The sequence below is a fragment of the Acetobacter estunensis genome (assembly GCF_019083805.1).
GTDB lineage: Bacteria > Pseudomonadota > Alphaproteobacteria > Acetobacterales > Acetobacteraceae > Acetobacter > Acetobacter estunensis_A.
In genome coordinates this window covers 1-21,241 of record NZ_JAHRDV010000023.1, presented here as the reverse complement: position 1 = coordinate 21,241, position 21,241 = coordinate 1, and the positions used below count along the sequence as shown (strand labels likewise).

Annotated in this window: 14 protein-coding genes and 4 pseudogenes; 5 read left to right on the top strand and 13 right to left on the bottom strand. The window is 48.9% G+C overall.

From position 1 onward, the window contains the following. Positions 1-38: 38 nt before the first annotated feature. From KUA11_RS16145 to KUA11_RS16115, 7 genes are all read right to left on the bottom strand, one after another. A complete protein-coding gene (locus tag KUA11_RS16145; RefSeq protein WP_217411990.1) occupies positions 39-1,373 on the bottom strand; it encodes a sensor histidine kinase in 1,335 nt (444 codons plus the stop codon). Further along, the gene (locus tag KUA11_RS16140) at positions 1,370-2,038 is read right to left on the bottom strand and encodes a response regulator transcription factor (protein ID WP_217411988.1); all 669 of its coding nucleotides are present in this window, start codon (positions 2,036-2,038) and stop codon (positions 1,370-1,372) included. Before KUA11_RS16140 ends, KUA11_RS16145 begins: the two co-directional genes overlap by 4 nt. Continuing rightward, complete coding sequence (locus KUA11_RS16135) at positions 2,019-5,111, bottom strand: efflux RND transporter permease subunit (protein ID WP_217411986.1); 3,093 nt, start codon at positions 5,109-5,111, stop codon at positions 2,019-2,021. Before KUA11_RS16135 ends, KUA11_RS16140 begins: the two co-directional genes overlap by 20 nt. Further along, positions 5,111-6,310, bottom strand: coding sequence for an efflux RND transporter periplasmic adaptor subunit (locus KUA11_RS16130; protein WP_217411984.1), 1,200 nt, complete (start codon positions 6,308-6,310; stop codon positions 5,111-5,113). The genes KUA11_RS16135 and KUA11_RS16130 overlap by 1 nt, the downstream gene beginning before the upstream one ends. Beyond that, entirely contained in the window at positions 6,259-7,566 is a 1,308-nt protein-coding gene (locus KUA11_RS16125; protein ID WP_368041047.1) for a TolC family protein, read from the bottom strand. The genes KUA11_RS16130 and KUA11_RS16125 overlap by 52 nt, the downstream gene beginning before the upstream one ends. Next, positions 7,563-8,057: a hypothetical protein gene (locus KUA11_RS16120; RefSeq protein WP_217411982.1), complete on the bottom strand. Its 495-nt coding sequence runs from the start codon at positions 8,055-8,057 to the stop codon at positions 7,563-7,565. Before KUA11_RS16120 ends, KUA11_RS16125 begins: the two co-directional genes overlap by 4 nt. Positions 8,058-8,228: 171 nt before the next feature. After that, positions 8,229-8,783, bottom strand: coding sequence for a cytochrome b (locus tag KUA11_RS16115; protein WP_217411979.1), 555 nt, complete (start codon positions 8,781-8,783; stop codon positions 8,229-8,231). Positions 8,784-8,978: 195 nt separating this feature from the next. Here KUA11_RS16115 and KUA11_RS16110 point away from each other — a divergent pair, with 195 nt between their 5' ends. Then, the gene (locus KUA11_RS16110; protein WP_217411977.1) at positions 8,979-9,674 is read left to right on the top strand and encodes a VIT1/CCC1 transporter family protein; all 696 of its coding nucleotides are present in this window, start codon (positions 8,979-8,981) and stop codon (positions 9,672-9,674) included. A gap of 452 nt (positions 9,675-10,126) precedes the next feature. On the opposite strand, the gene KUA11_RS16105 is transcribed toward KUA11_RS16110, so the two are convergent. The 3 genes and pseudogenes from KUA11_RS16105 to KUA11_RS16095 form a co-directional block, all read right to left on the bottom strand. Further along, positions 10,127-10,555 (bottom strand): hypothetical protein, encoded by a 429-nt coding sequence (locus KUA11_RS16105; protein ID WP_217411975.1) that lies wholly within the window; start codon positions 10,553-10,555, stop codon positions 10,127-10,129. Positions 10,556-10,847: 292 nt separating this feature from the next. After that, positions 10,848-11,333, bottom strand: coding sequence for a Ros/MucR family transcriptional regulator (locus tag KUA11_RS16100; RefSeq protein ID WP_217411973.1), 486 nt, complete (start codon positions 11,331-11,333; stop codon positions 10,848-10,850). A gap of 410 nt (positions 11,334-11,743) precedes the next feature. Then, positions 11,744-12,253, bottom strand: a pseudogene (locus KUA11_RS16095) (IS5 family transposase); the annotation flags it as partial. Between the two features lie 449 nt (positions 12,254-12,702). Here KUA11_RS16095 and KUA11_RS16090 point away from each other — a divergent pair. Further along, entirely contained in the window at positions 12,703-12,897 is a 195-nt protein-coding gene (locus tag KUA11_RS16090; protein ID WP_217411969.1) for a hypothetical protein, read from the top strand. A gap of 259 nt (positions 12,898-13,156) precedes the next feature. Here KUA11_RS16090 and KUA11_RS16085 read toward each other — a convergent pair. Then, positions 13,157-13,500, bottom strand: a pseudogene (locus KUA11_RS16085) (transposase family protein); the annotation flags it as partial. A gap of 59 nt (positions 13,501-13,559) precedes the next feature. Between KUA11_RS16085 and KUA11_RS16080 the strand changes: the two are divergent. Continuing rightward, a pseudogene (locus KUA11_RS16080) lies at positions 13,560-13,772 on the top strand (transposase); the annotation flags it as partial. 156 nt (positions 13,773-13,928) lie between these two features. Here KUA11_RS16080 and KUA11_RS16075 read toward each other — a convergent pair. Together KUA11_RS16075 and KUA11_RS16070 are read right to left on the bottom strand one after the other, a co-directional pair. Then, entirely contained in the window at positions 13,929-15,254 is a 1,326-nt protein-coding gene (locus KUA11_RS16075; RefSeq protein ID WP_217411967.1) for a GT-D fold domain-containing protein, read from the bottom strand. Between the two features lie 7 nt (positions 15,255-15,261). Further along, positions 15,262-19,665 carry a glycosyltransferase gene (locus KUA11_RS16070; protein ID WP_217411965.1) on the bottom strand — a complete coding sequence of 1,468 codons (4,404 nt, stop codon included), beginning with the start codon at positions 19,663-19,665 and terminating at the stop codon, positions 15,262-15,264. A 279-nt stretch (positions 19,666-19,944) separates the two neighbouring features. Between KUA11_RS16070 and KUA11_RS16065 the strand changes: the two are divergent. Both KUA11_RS16065 and KUA11_RS16060 read left to right on the top strand, forming a co-directional pair. Next, positions 19,945-20,680, top strand: a pseudogene (locus KUA11_RS16065) (IS5 family transposase). Between the two features lie 359 nt (positions 20,681-21,039). Next, positions 21,040-21,241: hypothetical protein (locus KUA11_RS16060; protein WP_217411963.1), on the top strand; the 202-nt coding region annotated here is incomplete at its 3' end.

Below are 21,241 nucleotides of genomic sequence, written 5' to 3'. Positions count from 1 at the left end.
ATATCACACCATCAGACCCCGGGACTAAACACCCAAATTTAAGGTGTAATTTTCTGAATTTGAACACGTACTACAAACTGAGACTCATGTGCATGAGTGAGAATTTGAACAGACGCATCCATCTGCGCTGCAATCTGGTGGACTATAGCTAAACCTAGCCCGCTTCCTGCCGTATCCGAGCGTCCTCGTACAAATGGGCGCGATAGCTTATTTAATGCTTCCTGTGACAGAGGCCGACAAGTATTTGAAATAATAATATCTTTATTTCTGCGAATGGAAATTGAAACCGGTTCGGGACTGACGGAATGAAGAACGGCATTTTCGAGCAGGTTTCTCATAAGAATTGCAATGGCATCCATGTCACCCATTACAAACAATGAACGCATATTGCCCGTCTCTATACGCAGACGAGGCCTCACATTGGGCGAACTGTTCAGTTCATCGCACAGAAATCGCAGCACAGGTATTAGATCAACCCGCTCACGTTGATAAGCTACTCCGGAAGACGCACGCGAAAATTGTAGAAGTTTTTCCACCGTACGTCCAAAAGCACGTATCTTTTCGACGATCAGAAGACCTCGCTGTTTTAATTCATTGTTATTGTCAAGCTGTTTTACGAGCATTTGCATTTGCGCCTGTAATGCAGCAAGAGGATTACGTAATTCGTGAGCCGCGCTGGCCGCAAAAGCCCGTTCCGTTTTCAAGGCGACTGCGAGACGTCCCAAAAGGGTGTTTGTGGCAATCTGAATTGTCAGGAGTTCCCGAGGGAGATTCAAAGCAGGGATAGGTTCGAGATTACCGCTGTCGCGTAATTGCATGGCATTTTGCAGTTGCTCAAGGGGATGCATTGCTCGACTGACACTCCAGCGAACCAGCAACCAAATAAGTGGAAGACATAATATTAATGGAACGATTGAAATAAGAATAGCGCGCAGGATAGCTTCATTGCGGTGTAGATAAGGCTCACCGACCATAACATGGTAACCAAGTACTGTTGCAGATGCGATATAGACACGAAAATTTCGACCATCACTAAATCCAGGCGTACGAAACATTTCAATAAAAGGAGTCAATGGGGCGTTTTGTGAACGGATAATTACATTGCCAGCATCATCGACGACCTGATATGCGAGCGTGCGAGGCCCAACATCGGGCAGCCATGCAATGTCATGCCCTTCCGGTCTGTAGGGAATGTGCTCGACGACGCTTTGCAGTCGCTCCGCCACTTCCTCTAAGGAATTGTCGAGACGTTCTGTAACTTCATAGCGAGTAAAAGCTGCGAGACTCATTCCGAGAGCAAATAAAGCACACGAAACAACAAGCATGACATGAGTAACAATACGGGATGCAAGACTCCACGTTTCTTTTTTCATGTAGCCTCTCCGTTCGTAAGCGCATAGCCGCGCCCGCGCAAAGTCTGGATGGAGTCAGCGCCAAGTTTCTTCCGCAAACGGCTGATGAAAACTTCTACAGCATTACTGTCCGTATATCCGTTGAAATCATAGAGCGCAGTTTCAATCTGCTCACGCGAATGAACGGCCCCGGGATGGCGGCTCAATAACTCAAGTACTGCCCATTCTCTCGCTGTGAGTTGTACGGGCTTTCCATTTCGCACGACGACCCCGTGGTCCCGGTCGATAACCAAAGAGCCGATACGCAATAATGGCGCATTGGAACTGAAGCGTCGTCTATTGACAGCCGTGATGCGAGCGACGAGTTCATCAAGATCGAAGGGTTTCACGATATAATCGTCAGCGCCCTCTGAAAGTCCGGCAATACGATCACTGATCTGATCTTCAGCCGTGGTAATGAGGATTGCGGTCCGATGCGATGAATGACGCAACTCCCGCAAAAGCTGTCGGCTGCTGCCATCCGGTAATCCGAGGTCCATGAGAATTACGTCATATGTTACGACCGCTAATGCTGCGCGCGCCGCGTCCAGAGTATCGACATGGTCAACGGCATAACCGTTTTCCCGGACATGTTCCGCGACTGCGGCCGCTAGGTCCGCCTCGTCTTCAATCAGCAGGAGACGCATGTATCCGCTCCTTTCCCATGACTTTCGTGTAGAGCGCAGGCAGCACGAGAAGTGTCAGAAATGTTGAGGAAATCAGCCCTCCGATCACCACGCTGGCGAGTGGACGCTCAACTTCCGCTCCAGCACTATTCGAGAATGCCATTGGTACAAAACCAAGACTCGCCACAAGGGCTGTAGCCATCACCGGTCGGAAACGTGAGCATGCCGCTTCTATGACGATTGCCATGGTTGCTGGTGCCGTCCGCTCTCGTGTCCGAATAGCGCTGACCAGAACGACACCATTGAGGATAGCTACGCCAAAAAGAGCGATAAAACCAATCCCTGCCGAAATACTGAATGGCAGTCCTCGTGCAATGAGAGTGAAAATACCACCTGTCGCAGCCAAAGGCAGATTGGCGAAAATCAGTAACGCAGCTTTTACAGAACCTAGCGTGAAAGTAAGGAGTGCGAACACCAGAAAAAGGGCAAGGGGAACTACGATAGCGAGACGTTTTGTGGCGGACTGCAGATTCCGAAACTGCCCATTCCATTCAATCGTGTAACCGGAGGGGAGTTGGACCTGTCTTGTTACCTTTTGCTGAGCTTCCGCTACCCACGAGTTGAGATCTCGCTGACGGACATTGCCTTGGATGACCATTCGCCGTCGGACCCGATCCCGACTGATACGTACGGCGCCTACCATTTCATGGATATGCGTTACGTCCGACAATTCCACAAATCCTGAATGGTCGGCTTTGGGAACGTGCAGTGCTCGAATGCGGGCAGGGGAATTTACTTGTGCTTTGTCTATTCGCACCTGCGTGGCCAGAATGGCATTGTTGGCAATGACAGAGCGTTCACCAATATGACCGCCTATTGCTTCGATCGTATCGAGAATGTCTTGTTCACTGACATTGCGAAACGCTGCTCGTTCTCGGTCCACATCAATGACAAGAAGTGGCATATCTCCATCACCTTCTACGGCAATATCTGCCGCTCCCCGTACCGAAGACATGACAGATGCGACCTGTGTTCCGAGACGCTCAAGTGTTGTGAGGTCATCGCCGTAAATAGAAACGGCAACCTGCGTTCGAACGCCGGAAAGCAGGTCATCCATTCGCATTTGTACTGGTTGACTCCACGAGTACAGGGCATCAGGCAACTCATGGAGTAGAGCCTTGTTCATCGCTTCTACCAGTCCTGCCTGAGTGTGTGCGGTCGTCCATGTGGATGGATCATTGAGGAAGATAAAACTATCTGTTTCGTTCACTCCCATCGGGTCTGTGGGAATGGCCCCGGTACCCGTACTGCTAATGACGGTTTTAACTTCTGGAAAACGCCGCAAGATTTGTTCTTGGCGTGTCACACCCGCGATAACGGTGTCCAATGAGGCCGAGGGGAGACGGGTTGTAGTGACTGTAAGCGCTCCTTCATCAAGTTGCGGAATGAATTCTCCGCCAAGATGTGTGGCGAGTACGGCGGATAGTCCGAATAATGTTAATGTGAAGCTCAGGACGATCCACGGGTGTATAGAACAAAACGACAATAGACGCTGGTATGGATAGCGAAGAAGAGCAATAATGCGTGTATCACCGTTACGGGTAGGTGCGTGACGCAGTACTAAAGCCGTCAATGTCGGTACACAAATAAAGCAATATAACAGGGATGCCAGCAACGCCATGATGATGGTCTGTGCCATCGGGCGGAACATTTTGCCCTCGACCCCCTGAAGCGTGAGGATGGGAAGATACACCATCATGATGACACCGATTGCCAGACAGACCGGTCGCGCTACCTGTTGCATGGAGGATAAAACCAGCGTTTCCAGCGGGGCAGCCGGAGTACGTGTACGCAGAGCCATAACGTGCTCTACGATGACCAGAGACCCATCTACGATCATTCCGAAATCGATCGCGCCGAGACTCAGAAGATTGGCTGATACACCGGCCACTCTCATACCCGTCATCGCGCAGATGAGTGAGGCGGGAATAACGGATGCAATGACCAGCGAGGCTCGCCAGCATCCGATCACGGTCAATAAAACGACGAAAACAAGAATTGCACCGATAATCAGATTTTCGCGTACCGTGGCGATTGTGCGACGTGTCAGATCGGCGCGGGAATAATAGGGCTCCAGTTTTACGCCAGGTGGCAGACTCTTTCGGATAGAAGGAAAGGCGGCTTCGATTTCATTCAGTGTTGCGCTGGAACTGGCGCCGCTTTCCATTAAAATCGTGCCGGCGACGATTTCTCCTGTTCCATCGCGCGTCACGGCACCAAGGCGTGTGCGTGCGCCTTGCGTGACATGTCCGAGATCACGCAAGCGAATTACGCCGCCGTCAGACAGAGCGCGGACAGGAATTTTCCCGAAATCATCAAGGTTTTGGATGAGGCCGCGTCCCACAACGATCTGCTGTTCGCCATGTCGGGCTATCCAGCCGCCTCCAACCGATGCGTTATTGCTGTCCACGGCACGATAAACATCTCCCACCGACACGTCTGTGGCGATGAGCCGCCGTTCGTCCAAGGTGATCTGCCATGTCTCCTCAGCGCCGCCGCCAATGTTGACGTCCACTACTCCGGGAACCAAACGCAGTTGTGGAGCAACCGTCCAGTTCATCAGACGATTCAATGCCATAAGAGATTGACCGCCGCCGCTGACCTGGAATTGCATGATCTCGCCCATGCCAGTGGTGAGCGGTCCGATGTTGATGGTCAATTGTCCCGGTGGGAGATTGGCACGTGCTTGCGCGAGACGTTCCTCTACGCGCGCGCGATCCAGATTGATATCGGTTGCGTCATTGAACTGCACATACACAACCGATACGCCACTGCGCGAAACAGAGCGGAGGTCGGTCATTCCGGGAATGCCGGTCATGCTGGCTTCGACCGGCAAAGTGATCAGCCGCTCCACTTCTTCCGTTGCCAGTCCTGGCGCCACAACCGAGACCAGTACCTGGCGTGGTGAAATGTCAGGCACGGCCTCGACGGGAAGATCCCGCACGATGAGGACACCGCCGACCATAAGAAGCATAAGAATGCCGATGATGAGACCTGGCGAACGGATGAGCGCTGTTTGCAGGCGCGACAGCATCAGTCCGCGTCTCCCATGGCTGCCAGTTCGATCAGAGATTTAAGGGCCAGGCTGCCATGCGCCACGATCGTTTCATTCCCTGACAGGGACGCGGATTGGATGATGGCATTTTCCTCATTTTCGATTACGACGGCGACAGGAATAGGCCGATATGCTTCTGCCCCCGCGCGCACAAAGACAACTTTGTCGCCATTGATCTGACGCACGGCTTCAGACGGAACGATCAGCCCTGTACTGTTTTCGCGTGTCGTAGCCACTGCATCAAATGCCATTGCCGGAGCCAATGCGCCTGATGAGTTTGGCATTTCGACAATAAGACGCACCGCTCCCGAAGTCGCTGGCGTGTCGATACCCGCTATTCGTGCCAGGAATGGGCCGGTGGGTAAGGATACCTGTATGTCGGAATCCGGAGATAAACGTGCGGCGTCTTCGGGTGTCACATCCGCCACCAACCATACAGTTGAAAGATCAGTCACGCGGGCAATTTCCGTCTCAGGTCCGATGGAAGCGGTAATCGCAACAGGTAGACTTTTCACAATACCTGTCACCGGAGCGACAATGTCCGTGGTTTCCGGCCCGGAAATGGACTCGGATGCCGAGTGGAATTCTTCTCGAAAGCGGTGGTCCAGCGTGGCGATATCGGCTTCGCGAGCTTGGACCGTGGCTTGTGCCACAGCGAGAGCGTCCCGCCGGCGACGTAATTCGCCCGTTGAGACGGTCTCGCCTGCCAATGTCCGTCCGCGTGCATAAGCGGCCGCAGCTTCATCGCGGTCGGCATTAGCCGCGACAAGAGCGGCTTTGAGCTGCATTGCCTGCAGCGACGCGGTGTGAAGCGAGTGATTCCGATAACTGAGGAGGATATCACCCTTCTTGACGGCCTGACCGGGAAGAACGTGGATGCTTTCCACGCGTCCTTGACCTGTCGGACGAATGGGGACGTCACGATTCTCGTCCACGACGACGCGTAACATCAATGGCATTTCACCCGATACATGACCTGTATGCAAAGTGACGGTTGTCAAACCCACAGCATGGGCAGCTTCCGCACTCATATGAAGCAGTCGCCACGGAGATTCTTGTGCCAAGAGTGAAGAAATCATCATGGTTTGCAGGCAAACCAGAATAATGAGATGTCGCAATATTCTCTTCATAACGGCGCATTCGTCGCAATCAGGAACCGCAGTGCCGCAGCGTGCCACGCAATTTCGGCTTGATCGCGTGCCAACTCTGCTCGGACGGCGTCCTGACGCGCTCGTAAAGTCACATCAAATCCATGTTCGCCTTCACGCCAGGCCCGTTCTTCCGCAACGGCACGATGCTCAAGGTCATTGGCGCTGTCAGACAAGATATTTCGTTCAACGGAAGCTGTGGCCATCCGTTCTCGGACCTGTGCCAGTTCCTGTTTTACCATGCGGCGGGCAAGTTCTTCCTGGCTGGTGGCGGTCGCGAGACGATCAGTCGCTTCCATCATAATAGGGGTGTTGCGCACTTCGCTTGGTAGTGTCAGGGTAATATTTACGCCAACGCGGGTATCCCACGGGCTCCCATATTGTTTCTCGTGAATGGCGCCAATCCCGACTTCGGGATTGGGCATATAGGATCGTCGTGCAAGTTTTAGGGCAGCGCGAGCTGTTTCCAAAGCGGCGTGAGCAGCGCGGACACGTGGCTCTTCTTCAATGATCCGTTCCAGGCGAGCAGAGGAAAGATATTGAAGCCGGGAGGGAAGGTAGACTGAAATATCTGGCAAAAAGGGTTGGCCAGTGAGAATTTCGAGCGTGTTTTGAGCGTTATTTTGAGCTTCCTTTGCTTGAGTCCATTCATCTTCCGCCGTACGGGATGCGGCTCTGGCCAACGCGGCATCCACATTAGGAGTTTCTCCTGCGCGCGCAGATTGAATGGCAAGATCAGATAAATGTCGTGTAGCATTACGCAAATTTGTCATCGCGGTAAGTCGAACATGTGCCAACATCAGTGTAGTTGTTGCATCAAGGAGTCGGATCGCAAGAGTAAGACGGCTCATTGCCAGTTTCTGCGAAGCCATGTTGGCATCTGACATGGCGACGTCATGAGTGGCATCCTCTTGTCCCGGCAGCCACAAGGGAACGCTCACAGAACCTTCGTAAGTGGTATATCCCTCGTTGCTACCGATAAAATGATCATCCATGTAAGAACCGTTGACGGTGGGGCCACCGGCAAACCATGAATGTGCGGCATCGGCTTTTTTCAACGCGGAGTTCTGATGGGTCCGGAGTTCTTCCCGATATGGATCTCGCGCCCATGCATGATCGAGAGCTAACCGAAATGGAATTAACGGTGATGGAGAAACAGAGAAAGGGAGGGACGCAGTATGTTGTGTAGAATACACCACATGTGCAGTCCATGAATCGGCATGCGCTGACACTATATTGAAAATGATACCAAAGAAAAACAGCGAGAAAGTGCGATTGATGGTCACTGATCTGTCGTCTCAGTGGTACAGGCGCTCCACAGCAACTTTATGGCCCGGGCGAGATCGCCTTTAATCACCGAAGGAGGCTGAGAGTTTGAAAACGGAGAAAGAGACACACGAGATGATCGGATTGCTTCGTTTTCCCAGAATAGTGTGACGGCGATATGTCCGTTCGCTTGTCCTTGTCCGCGTGGCTGCACGACAGAAGCTTTTAAATGAAGAGGACCGCGGCTGAAGCAAGTGGATTTCAGCGCCTCTTCGTTCGGGCAGGGAAATGAATTCTGAACGGCTTCAGCGACGCTGGAAGCCGGGTAATCACGGAAGTTGCCCGTGACATGCAAATGCAAGGGGGAACCGCTTTCCCGACATACTGTCGTGGGGCTCTCTGCAGCCGCGCTGTGTGTCTGAAAAAGCAGCAGACAGGCAATACCCACAGAAAACACCCCTAATCTACGAGGTTCAGTCACGCTGTTTGTAAAAGAGAACGGATTAGCCATGCGGTCATTCTAGGAAGGCAACCTGACGGCAACCTGAACGGATTGAATGGTCTTTTTCGCATTCTGCTGACTCTAAAATATTTCATCTGAAAGTTGAGTGATGTGTACGAAATCCCTTCATATTACCCAATCGCTGGTGCATGACGCCATCCTGGTAACGGATGCCGGAAATCATGGCTTGCGGTAAAGCATCCGTTCCAGAACTCTGTCTTTCAGGATAAACTGATGGAAAAGTGCGGCACCGCCGTGACCTATTGCGAGACCAACGATGAGCCATGCATTCCAGTGATGCAGCGATTGAATCCACTCGAGCGTCTTTGTTTGAAAGCGCATGAGTGGTGAAGGAAGCGAGAGATTGAAAAAGCTTATTGCTTGTCCGCTTCCCCAACGCCAGAGATAGCCGAGACCGATTTCTGCCAACAGTAGAATATAGAGTGTGTACTCCATTCCAAGAGCCCACATTCGATCAAGGGGCGAGAGAAGTTTTGACAGATACCGCCCTTTCGTCAGGCGCCATCCAACGCGCAACATCATGATGACGGTCAAGCAAATACCAGCAGTCAGATGGGCGACAACCATGAGGTGATGAACGGGTCTCGTGGGTAAATTCCAGGTTTCACCAAGAGCGAACTGAAATGCGACAAGCAGGGCCGTCATCCAGTGGAGAGCAATTGTTAGCGTATCATAGCGTGAACTGCCTGCAATGATGGGGGACGAAACAGACATGCGTACCCTTGCAAAAATGATCGTAAGTCGCCCTGTATATTAGGCCAACCTTACAGGAACCTGAACGGTAAATATTTATCTTTATGCGGATAATATTGCAAATAACTCTCATTTTGTGTGGTGATTTTTGTGTTGCGAGGGGGTTTATTTTCTCTATAGATCGGCGTGGTATTTGTTGTAGAAGTGAGCCCTCTAATGTCCCGTCTTCCTCCCCAAACCGAACGCCATTCCGTCGAAAAATTAGGATGGTTGCGTGCAGTCGTTCTGGGCGCCAATGACGGGATATTATCGACCGGAAGTCTTATCGTCGGAGTTGCTAGTTCCCATGCGGCACGTGGCAGCATTCTTATTGCAGGATTATCCGCACTTGTGGCCGGGGCCTTGTCCATGGCAGCGGGCGAGTATGTCTCGGTCAGTTCGCAGGCGGATTCCGAACGGGCCGATATCGCCCGTGAAAAAGAGGAGCTTCTGACAGACTGGGACGGAGAAGTCGCGGAACTGGCTGCAATCTACCAAAAGCGAGGACTTGATAAAGAACTCTCCCGCAATGTTGCGACCGAGCTTATGAAACATGATGCTTTGGGCGCGCATGCCCGAGACGAATTGGGGTTATCAGAGGCGACTACGGCAAAGCCTCTTCAGGCTGCTTTCGCATCCGCCATAGCGTTTTCGTCAGGTGCTGTGGTGCCCGTGCTGGCGGCTGTCCTGACTCCGGTGGCGTGGGTGTCTTGGAGTGTCTCCCTGACCTCCATCGTGGTTCTCGCCATTCTGGGTATGGTCGGCGCTTTAGCTGGTGGTGCATCACCATTGCGCCCGACATTACGGGTGATGTTCTGGGGGATTATGGCGATGTTGGTCACGGGAGGGATAGGTCGCGTATTCAACGTGTAATATGTTACGGCACGTCACTTTCACCTAAGTGTTGCGAATGTATTTTGATATTATGAGCGATCTATTGTGCAGATATAGGCGAATTGTGACTTTTATTTTTAGCTTTTCTTCGGTGGACGATAGGCCGTGTGATATTCCGTTCGGCGAGGGATTGCCTAATCATAATCTCTGTTTCCAATGATTTCCTTTGTTTCTTTTGATAGATCTCTCAAAAGAACATCGGCCTTCTTTCCACAGAAGCCGTTCGAGTAACATAAAACAAGCCCGCTCAGAATACGTCGATCATCCACGCGCGGCACTCCCTGCACCAAACGAAAATACGGTGCAATTCTCTCTGGCTGAGTTTCAGACGGCAAATGAAAATATTTTACTCGCAGGTTTATCCTCCGCAAAGACCTGTAGATTACGGCATGCCGCTATTTTCATCTTGTTCTTATATAATAATATTCATTTCATTCACCGCGTTGCGGAATGATGGCGTTTTCTTCCGCCCCCAAGTTTTTACAGGCGCTCGTGGTTTTTGAAGACGTGTTCGGACTCTGGCATAGACGTTGCGCATCCGGCGTACAGGCTTCCACCGCAATTTCATAATTTTGCGCCAGTGCATTCTGAGCGACCCCGGCATCCGGATCATCCATCCGGCTATGAGCGGGCATGTGAGCCAGTGCCGTGCGCAGCGCGGTCATCGCATGGGCGCATTTCGACCCCATTCCCCCATGAGCCGCTCTTAATACATCCAGCGCCCGATTCAGCTTATCCGATGGTAAATAACTGCCCGGGTCATTTAATTCCGTCTGTGCCAGACGCGAGTTTTCCGCGGCGGATGCCAAGGGTGCGCCAAACAAAGATATCGCAAGAGATGTTATAAGATACCTGTTCATGACAGTTGTCTCCTATAGAAACTATCGCATCTATCATCCGCCACTTACGTGTAGATGACACCACTCCCACGTGCGCAAAGCAGCCTTGCTTTTTCCAAAACCAGCGTTCTGCCCCCAACAGCTGATGACAAATCAAAGAGAAAAGAACGTAGCTTCCGATCTATTTGGAAGGCGGGAAGAATTCCTTACGGTTGCACAGGAACACGTCTCGGAGAGACGCTCTTCGATTTCACGGGTGCCAGTATACAGAGCGCGTAAGGACTCTTTTTCGACTCTTACGCGCTCAACGGGATTATTCGGCGGCTTTCTTCCGACCACGACGGCTTTCGGGAACCCTAGTCACCGGCACGTCGGTCGTCTCCTCGACATGTGAGGCAGTCTTGCGTCCCAGCCCGATCTCCTGGGCCAACTGAGAGCGCTTGGCGGCGTAGGACGGAGCCACCATCGGATACGTGCTCGGTAGTCCCCAGCGCGCCCGATACTCATCGGGAGACATGCCATAAGCCGTCATCAGATGGCGCTTGAGCATTTTCAGCTGCTTGCCGTCTTCAAGGCAGACAATGTAGTCGGGAAACACGCTCTTCTTGATCGGAACGGCTGGCGTCAGCGCCTCAGGTGCCGCTTTCTCGTGGCCCATACTGGCCAACGCATCATAGACCTGTCGGATAAGCTGCGGAATCTGCTCGGCGGACACCTCGTTGTTCGCGACGTGGCTGGAGACAATATCCGTCGTCAGACCACGAAGAACATCCACAGAAGTTAATAGATCTTCAGACATGATTTTTCCCTTCGAAGAACGAGTATATTACCTACTGTAAAATACTATTCAAAGATGGTCTCATAGCTGTTCGGCCAATAAATGGCCAGATCCCCGCCCAACACTCCCCATCGGGAGGAACATCATACGATCACCCGTCCGTTGGTGCTGTCGCCCGGTCCGGTCGCATGATCGCGACCTCGCCAAAAGGTAGGCTTGCGAAAGGACGACGGTTCCTTGCTTGCCCAGTTCCAGTATGGCGAGAAAATGCGCAGCCTTCGTTGCATTGCGCTGCAGCGATACTGGATCATGAGCTTTTGCGACCTCTGTTTCTTTCGGAGGTCCCTCGCCGAACCGGTAGAACGGTCGCTTCTCTTTGTTCAGCTGCTGCCGCCACCACGCCAGGGCGTGTCGTCAGTTAAGGATTCCTTTCAAAACCATGTTGTGAGGGTTCTGAAGCAGATGAGCGAGCATGCGATCAGTGTGAAGGCGAGGTGGATATCGGCCCTTCTTTCATAGCGGACAGTGAGGCATCGGAAACGGGATATCTATGCGAAGGTGCGCTCCACGACCCAGCGATGCTTTCCGAGATGAGTGCTACTTTCGATGCCTTTTCTGGTCATTCTGTGCTTGATCCCGCGACTGGAGCATGCCTGCCGGCAGTGTCGATAGTCATAGCCCTTGTCGGCGTGAAGTTTTCCAGGACGGCGGCGCGGTAGTCCTTCCTTCCACCGGATGGAAGGCAGAGCATCCAGGAGAGGGTCAAGCATCCGGCTGTCATGGACATTGGCGCCGGATAGAAGAACAGTCAGCGGAATACCCTGTCGATCCGTGACGATGTGCCGCTTCGTGCCCGGTCTCCCGCGATACGTGGGGTTTGGACCAGTCGTTTCACCTCCCCTTTTTTCCGCGATGGATGCGCTATCCATGCAGGCCCGGTTCAATAACCGCCCATAATTTATCCGAAACGAGAGCTGAGGCTATGGAGTCTCATCCCTCGTTCAGGACCAGAGTACAAGGGCTTGTGAAAGGCGCTCTAAGAGCGGTGGGCTAGACGGTCAGATTACACATCTTCAGGACGAGGGGTGGGGACGGATTGCGCTATTGATGGCAGAGCTTGGGTGTCGTGGTCTCGCCTGAAGGTCGAATTTCGCGTGGGGTTCAACATGGTGCGCTATCTTGTTCGTGCATGCTGCTGCCAATCCGCCTTGGGCATTGACGGAAAGCGACCAAGTTTTCCTTTTGTCCGTTAGGCGGTCTAGGGCAGTTCGTTTTCAGTCTCCTATTAACGTTCAAACCAAAATCGGATGCTAAAAAGATATGTTGTAAAATGCTTTTCATCACAATAAAGCGTTGCGTTAGAGTATGGTTTGTGGGGGAGACGTCTTATATGCTTGATAAAATAAGCAAAGAACTTATAGCGGAGGCAGATATAGCGTTCAAAAAAGGCCATCTTGAGCGCGCTCGTATTCTTATTGACACAGTAAATAAACTTCAGGATGAGATGGTTAATCGTGTGATGGATGCGCTCCCAAACTATATTACGAAAAAAAACATCATTCACAATGAGAAAAATGTCAAATGAATATTAAAATAAATAATTTTTGTAGATTTATTGTGGCATAATATTTGGTTTCTGGTCTACTTATTATTGCCTGACGCTGCGGTTCGTGTAGATATTTGTGATGAGTATCAAGCACCCTATTTTTCGATGAGATATGGTATCTTTGGAGATCATCTCAGGCGTTCTTCCGTAAAGACGAAACATCGCTGAAGAACGTTCGGTCACGGGCAGGCAAAATTCTGTTCTTCTGGCTTTATATTCGGACGGACCTAAGCAGGACTCATAGCCAGAGTACGATGTGCGCTACGAGGTGGAAGACTGAGAAGACGGTGGTTGGACATCCGTTATCGTGGCGTGTGGCGACAAGCCGCCAGTCCTTGAGTCTGCCGAACATGATCTCGACGCGGTTGCAGCGCTTGTATTTCCGCCTATCATATTTGACGGGTTTTCCGCGAGATTTCCGTCCTTGAACGCAGGGTCTAATCTCTTTTTCCTCGAGGGCATCCCTGAACCAGTCAGCATTACAACCACGGGCTCCTAGTATCCATCGCGTTGTAGGAAGGCAGTCCAGCAGAGCGCGGCACTGGTATAATCATTGATCTGTCCCATTGTCATGAAGAGACGTGCCCCCGTTTTTCGGATAGGGCGATAAGCTATAATCCGACCTGAGAAAGAACGGTTTTATGGGCAAGGTTACGCGGAAACGGTATCCGGGTGAGTTCAAGTCGCGGGTCGCGCTGGAGGCGATCAGGGGTGAGCAAACGCTGGCAGAACTGGCGTCGAAGCACGGCATGCACCAGACGATGATCGCCCAATGGACACGCCAGGTGATTGAAAGCACGGCGAGCCTCTTTTCTCGCAAGGCAGCACCGGAAGCGATCGCCAGCCCGGCCGATGGGGCATATCATGATGTACCGACGCCATCTGGTCCGGGGTTAACCCCGGACCAGATGGCCAACAGTAGCGCCGTCAGAATGGCAGCATAACGACAACCGGGTATAGCTTATCAAGCCTACAAAACTGTCCGAACGGATGGGTCCACCTCTGACTCTTCATTTCAAAGATATTCCGTCAGGGAATCCGCGTCCCCGAGTAGCTTTTCCATCCCACGCGTCAAATAACGAACCAATATCTAAAGCAATACTTCCATTATTGCGTGCTATATCGCAATATATTTTTCCCAAAATACCTGCACCAACAAGAAACATTGTTCCTTTCCCAGCTTTTTTTCGTATTTCTTCCGATATATGTCTAAATAAATGCGGGAAATGAGGGATTGTATTCTCTGTCTCTCTGTGCCGGAATTCTTGCGGAATCGTTATTTGCTTTATATTGCTCCTATTTAACTTATCCTGCAATTTTCTCGACACATCCCGCCCAGACACAAGTACTAACTTTTTAGGAACTTTGAGTAGCTCGTAAAAATCGGCCATCATGCCTAGTTTTATATGAATATTAACATTAGTTATCTTTGTGGACTCAGAAAACAACCGAAAATCGCGGAAAAGAACGTAGCAGCTGTTTGAAAGTATACTAAGTTTATCCCCAGCATTGTGCTGAATATCCGGTATTCCCATCATATCTGCATTACGGACACAGTTGAGTAACTGAGAGGAAATTTTAGCAATATCATGTATCGATACGTCTTTTTGGCCCCACTGTAATTCAGTGGTTTCGATTGCGTCTTCAATTGAAAATAAATAGGGGAAACCCGAGATACGGGGTTCACAATGATTAAATCTAATAAATGAGAACGGATTCTCACAATGAACTTGAGTAGATAGAAGCTCCATGAAATCATTTGGTGAATATAATTTTGTATTCGTAACTCCACAACTATTTTTAAGAATATCATCTCTAGTTTCGTTTATAACAGCGCCAAATCCAATATTCTTACGGCGCGCATTCACAACATACATGGATATATTGTCACGCTCTACTGGTATACATATTGACTCTAGGTCCAAGACTCGACATAGTCTACGGAATCTATTGATAAACGAAACATTTCGTGAGTCCTCTATGATAATACAAGGGCTTCCTTTTCTTCCTACAATAGCACCAAGAAAACTTCTCACGAGATATTCTGTCTTAAAAACAGATATATATTTATACAATAATATCGCCTTATAACTTAAGTTAGACTTTATTATAACATTATGAAGATTTTTGATATTAACGTCACCTTTGTCAAGTGATAAAAAATTTTCTTCGTGTATATAAATACCAGAAAAATCATTGTCGCTAAATGATGATGTTTCCTGTGTTCCGGATATAAGCAGCACATCATTATCCGAGATGCAATCAGAACCGTAAACAGACGAAATAAATGAAAGACACTTTTCTAGGTTCATAATACCCTCGTATAACTCAGCCACACGAATTCTACCGATTTTTATTGTCTTCCAGATCAACAATTTTTCTGGAATTTATATTCCGTGTCGAATAAGATATTGCTCTACGCAGCGACGGAAAATGATCACTCTCCGGAACAACGGGAGTGGATCGCTGATATATCTTTCCGTCACGGTGTAAGGAAACAGATAATAATGACTTCGTTTCGTGTAACGTGGTATTTGTTAATATTCGTTTATCGTCCTGTATCATAGATAAAACAAGACTATCAAACTCCTTTAGGGATTCCTCTACCATAAAATATTTCGCCTTTTCTATAATATCAGCTTTATACTCGGAGGAAAAACTAGATACTTTAGATATCATATTGGATAAACCATCGATCCACGATGAAATATCATTCTTGCATAACGTGATATAACTGTTAGATTTCGAAATATCACGATAAATAGAGATGTTTGATGCTAAAATTGGCAGTCCTAGACCTGCGTATTCAAGAAGCTTCAATTCAGACTTTGATTTATTAAACGTCGTTTGTTCCAGTGGAGCTATTGCAAAACTGAATCGGCGAGCTTGTGTTTTTAGCCACGGTACAAATTGCTCGTAGTAAGTAACTTCGGGAGGAACAGCGATTATTTCCATCCAACGTTCTCTCGAATTAAGTATGTGTTTATTATTAGTTACACCAATTAATGAGCATCGAAAACGCGCATCCAGCGAAGCGATGGCGTCTAGCGCTGGTAAAACTAGAGCCAAATCGCTCTCGTGTGTCGTTGTCCCCATATAAACAACTCGTACTACACCTTCAAGATCGTGACACTCAGAATTATTATTTTGCAACCATATTCTGTTACTCAGACGATTTGGCAACAGTTCCACACGTTTTGCTAGTATTCTTAACTTTTTACATAAGTTAATTGTTGACGTTGTTACCACGTGTGCGTTATTAAGAACATTTCTTAATGTAGGTGCGTAGTCCGAATAGACTCTATTTGGGTCTTTCTCTCGAGGGACGTTCAATAGATCATCATCTAAATCTAGCAGATATCGTACGCCGGCTTTATGCATTGTTTCTAAAATTGAATCGCTTAATAGAGCTGGAAGGGCTGTACGTTGGATAATCACCGCGTCGACCATTTTTAAGCGTACTGCGGCCAAAAGAGCCTCAGGTCTCATTCGAATAAACGTGATGTCGCGTGAAATAGCATTGCGACATCGTTCCCAAATGCGGATTACCGTCGAGGCATTCGCGCGGCGTAAAGATCGTTCGGATGGACAAACTACAGCAACACGAGCACGTGTTCCGGCGCCGGGAGCGCGTAGAAGATCACGGTAAATTTCCAAATAGTATGAAGCCATCATTCTCGTACTATTCGCGATTCCTTCTTCAGATTGCCACATTGCTAACGCAACTCTTTTCTTCATCTGTTCATCGGAATCGCAAATAGTTCGTAAAATTGTATTATATAAATCAGGGGTGTTTTTATAATTGATGACCCATCCTGCTCCACTTTGGCGAACGCGTTTCGCGACGTTTGGCAGATTCAAAACAAAGGATGGTACTCCCACAGACCATAATTCAGTAAGAGTATGACAATATGTCTCATCCCAGATTGAGAAAATTGCTCCTGCATGAATATGTAGTTGCTCAACACGCTCCGCGAATTCGTCGCGGTTATATTCGCCATGTAGAATTAATCGTGGATGTGTGAAACCCGAAGGTAATTTAACAGTACCCAAGACGTGGAACTCGAGGCGCCCAGCCTGATCATATTCTAATAAGTCAAGAATAATATTGAGGCCTTTTGCGATATTTAGATTTCCAGGCAATAATATTCTGATTGGATCGTCAAAATATATATAGGGACGGCAAAGAGATGCAAAATTCGCAAAATCTCTTCCATGTGGAATAATCAGAAAGCGATTTTTGGGTAAACTTGGCATGTAATCCAAGATAAGGCTGCGTGCACTTTGGGAAGTGGTGACAAACGCATCGCAATGGCGCAAAGCGACCTCGTTGCGGTTTCGCCAATGGACCAGCCACGCCCCAGTCGGCTCCGGTTGCGTCCCGTGAGGCCATAAAGTTTCTCGATTTTTTTCGTTTTTCGGACTGAAATTATCCCCTAAAAACATGCCTGTATCGTCAATTAATTTAATTGTCGGTGATATCATATAGAAATCATGAAACGAAAATACGCTTCGACAATTTAGTTTTTTAATAATTCGGGGCAATTCCAGGCTATGCCAAGCAAGGTGCCTGATATGAACCAGATCAAAGTCAAAAATATGGAGCCACGTTTTTACAACTTGCTCATATTCTAGCGAACGGTGCGTGATCGGATCTACATGTTCTACTAAGGTGTGCTGCGCGACCAAATGGGATGTATTATTATCTACGTGACATAATTCAAGAGTTTTGCTGTCACAGCGCAACGTCCAGCATTCGATGTCCCCATCGAATGCGCGCATCAGGTCGATATTTGTTTGGGGAGTGCCTCCAGTTTGGGTGGAAATGACATATAATATTCGTGTACGTACGCGTCCACCGGTGATGATACTCTGGATCGCACGATATGCTGTCAGTCTTGCGATAGACAATGGAATACTATTGTGGAATACTTTTATCGCATTAGTATATTCTGGAAAACGTTCATCGACGATTGCCCGACCCATTCTCATGAGGTCTGTTTTAATTGGGCCAAAACTTTTTGAACAAGCGTGGAACACATAGGTACGGTCATCAATTACATGCTGCCATCCCACCCTGCCAGCGCGCATGCAAAAATCATTTTCTTCGCCATAGCCCTGAGGAAAAGCAATGTGATCCAGAAGCCCCACATCGTTAATACAGGCACGCCGAATATACATGCAAAAGCCGTTACCTGTGGGTACACGTGGGTAAAGGCCAAAAGAAAGTCGGCGAAAAGTGCGGGCGAAGGAAATTTCGTCTATATCTTTCGGTAATAAATTGTCACTACCTATTTTTGGTGCTGAAAATGCTCCCGCACGGTCGGACATTGCTGTTGCTGTACCAATTCTTTGCCCACTGTACGCCGCGAACCACAATCCTTCGACCCAACGAGGGGTAACGCGTGTATCGGAGTTAAGAAGTATAACGTCGCTATTGCGTGCTGCCTTAATCCCACGATTAACAGTCGCCGAAAACCCCATGTTTTTCTTGTTTGTCAGAACGCGGATATTGGGATATTTTGTAGAAGCTTTACGTAATATTTTGCGGATTTCAGGATCCGACGAGTGGTCATTAATGAAGATGATATCTACATGTTTAGGAGTATGAGAGACAAGTCGTTCAATGCATACGGTCAAATCGGTTGCGGCGTTGTAAACTGGAACAACGACAGTGATTGATGCGGCATCAGCATTTTCGTTCATCATGAAGGAGGGAATGTTGGCCTCACCACTCACAATCAGGGGCGTTGAACACTTGCCGTCCGGGGTGCGTAGCCCGATTTCGTGTTTCCCTGTCCCTAGCGAATGGAGAGGCAAATGGATTTGAATTCCTCCCTGTCCATTGGATAAACCGAGGGTTGCAAGATCCCCTCGCGGCTGATCATTACGGACTTTGCAAAGCGGGTAGCCATCGATTAAGATTTCAACATCAAAAATTAAATCCGGCGAAGATGTGTTAATGGCCCATCCATGGAGATAATCGTTCTCTATGTTTTCTATAAATGACTGGTATTCACCTTCATTTGTTGCTGTTTGTTGCTTGAATACACTAGAATGTGCTGTATTATTATCACAGGATGCCATGCATATTGACGCATGTGATTCAGCGAAATCTATATGTTTTGATATTATTGGAGAATTATCACGCGAATTTCGTAGTTCAACGAGAAGTTTACTGTTTTTGTCGATGGTGGTTATATTTAGAGGCGCGGAAAATCCATGACAACCTGATCCGTATCCGGCTTGTCGTAAGTCATCCCGTAAAATGTTGGCTAAAATTCGGTCATGAACCGAGCACCCATTTACGATGATGTCAAGTTCTAAAGAATCGTCATGTGTGGTGCTTTTAACCCAACCGGCTATACGGTCGCGTTCGCATATGTCGATGTGACCCACATAATCCGGGATGGGGCCTTCAAGTTCGGTTGGGTTGAGGCCACGCTCCAATAATAACATACCGTTGGAGTTCAACCTTACCTGCACGGTCAAAGGCAGATGTAATTTGTCCCATAGATGACAGGAAGGATTGAAGGGAATTCGAAAACCGTGCTTTCCCGCCCCGACATTTGCTGCGGAAAGATCCTCTCGGAAGTCCTCTGCTATATGTCCCGTGGCAAGAGTTACGTCGTTCACAAGCACGTCGATTACTATGGGCATGTCTTTGTGAATGTGCTTGATCCAGCCAACAATTTGTTGGCCGTTGCAGGGATCGATATTGCCGTTAAACTCGGATTCGTGAAGCACGGTAAGGTCCGCCGCTCTAATTCGTCAAATGAAGGTTGCGCATCGTAAAAACGTTTATGGAGATAAATAGTTAATTTATGATGTATTTAATTATCTAATTAAATAGACGCTGTTGATATTTGTAAACATATTGCTCGACATATTGGCATATATGTTTATGTAGGTGGTTTCGTACATGATCTATGGGTAATTATATTTTGTTTCTAGGGTCAGAACCTGTTAATTCATTGAATTGAGCGGTGTTCCGTGATTCACAGTCTGACCGATGGAGATGAGGCTGTGAGTGACGTGTTTTTGCTGTCTGAGAGCCAGATGGAGAGGATTGAGCCGTTTTTCCCGCTGGCACATGGAATTCCGCGTGTGGACGACCGGCGTGTCCTCAGCGGGATCGTGTATGTGATCCGCAACGGCCTTCAGTGGAAAGATGCTCCGAAAGCGTATGGCCCGCACAAGATTTTATACAACCGGTTTATCCGCTGGAGCCGCCTGGGTGTCTCTTCACTGCCCTGATAGAACAGGCTGGCCGTTCGAAGCGTCTGATGATTGATGCTACACATCTGAAAGCGCACCGGACATCGGTGTCCCTGCTCAAAAAGGGGCTTTCCCCCCGCCATATCGGACGAACAAAAGGCGGCCTGAACTCAAAGCTGCATGCCATGTGCGACGGCGAGGGGCGTCCTGTTCGTCTTCATCTGACAGCGGGCCAGGTGAGTGACTTCAAAGGTGCAGACATTCTTCCCGATGAGACAGAAGAAGTCATCGGGGATATGATAGAAATAAAATCAGGCAGTCTCTCGCAGGCCGAAATATTACCGCCTGTATTCCGCCGAAGAAAAACCGGAAATCAAAGCCGCCTTACAACTGGCATCTGTATAAAAAGCGCCATCTGATCGAAAACATGTTCGCAAAGCTGAAAGACTGGCGGCGCGTCGCCACCAGATATGATCGCTGTGCTTACACCTTCATGTCAGCAATCCACATCGCAGCAAGCTTCATCTTCTGGCTCAAAGAATGATTCCTGAGTCTAATCTGTGCATTAAAAACAGTGAAATCAATAAAATATAAATATATTTATTTAGAAATAATAAATAATCACACGAGTGGCGTGGGTGTCTAACAAATGGTCACAAGGATATAATTTTTGGTCACGTCTTATTTATAAAATGGTTGCAGATTGCATGGACCCTCTTCCTGTCTTTTGGTCAAGCGATGAAATACGTTACAGTTTCTGCCTCAACCGAACCCTCCATTAGTTCTAATGAGAGTGACCCTTCGCTCGAACTTGACGGAGGTTCAAATGTGGTGGTCGTAACAACAGCTACTGCGTTAGAGTCGAGTAGTACCTCATCGGATGGAAATATTACGCTCGACGACGTGTGTAACACGGTCACGGACACGGCGGGAGGCAACAGCTTTACCCTGGAACAGGGGTCGAGCCTGACGCTTTCGGGCAGCAACGAGACGATCACGGCCAAGGCGAACAGTGCCGCTCTGACGCTGGCAGGAACGGGCAGCAGCGTGTCGCTGGCTTGGGGGTCGAACTACGACAATGTGACGCTGACGGGCTCAGGGAATA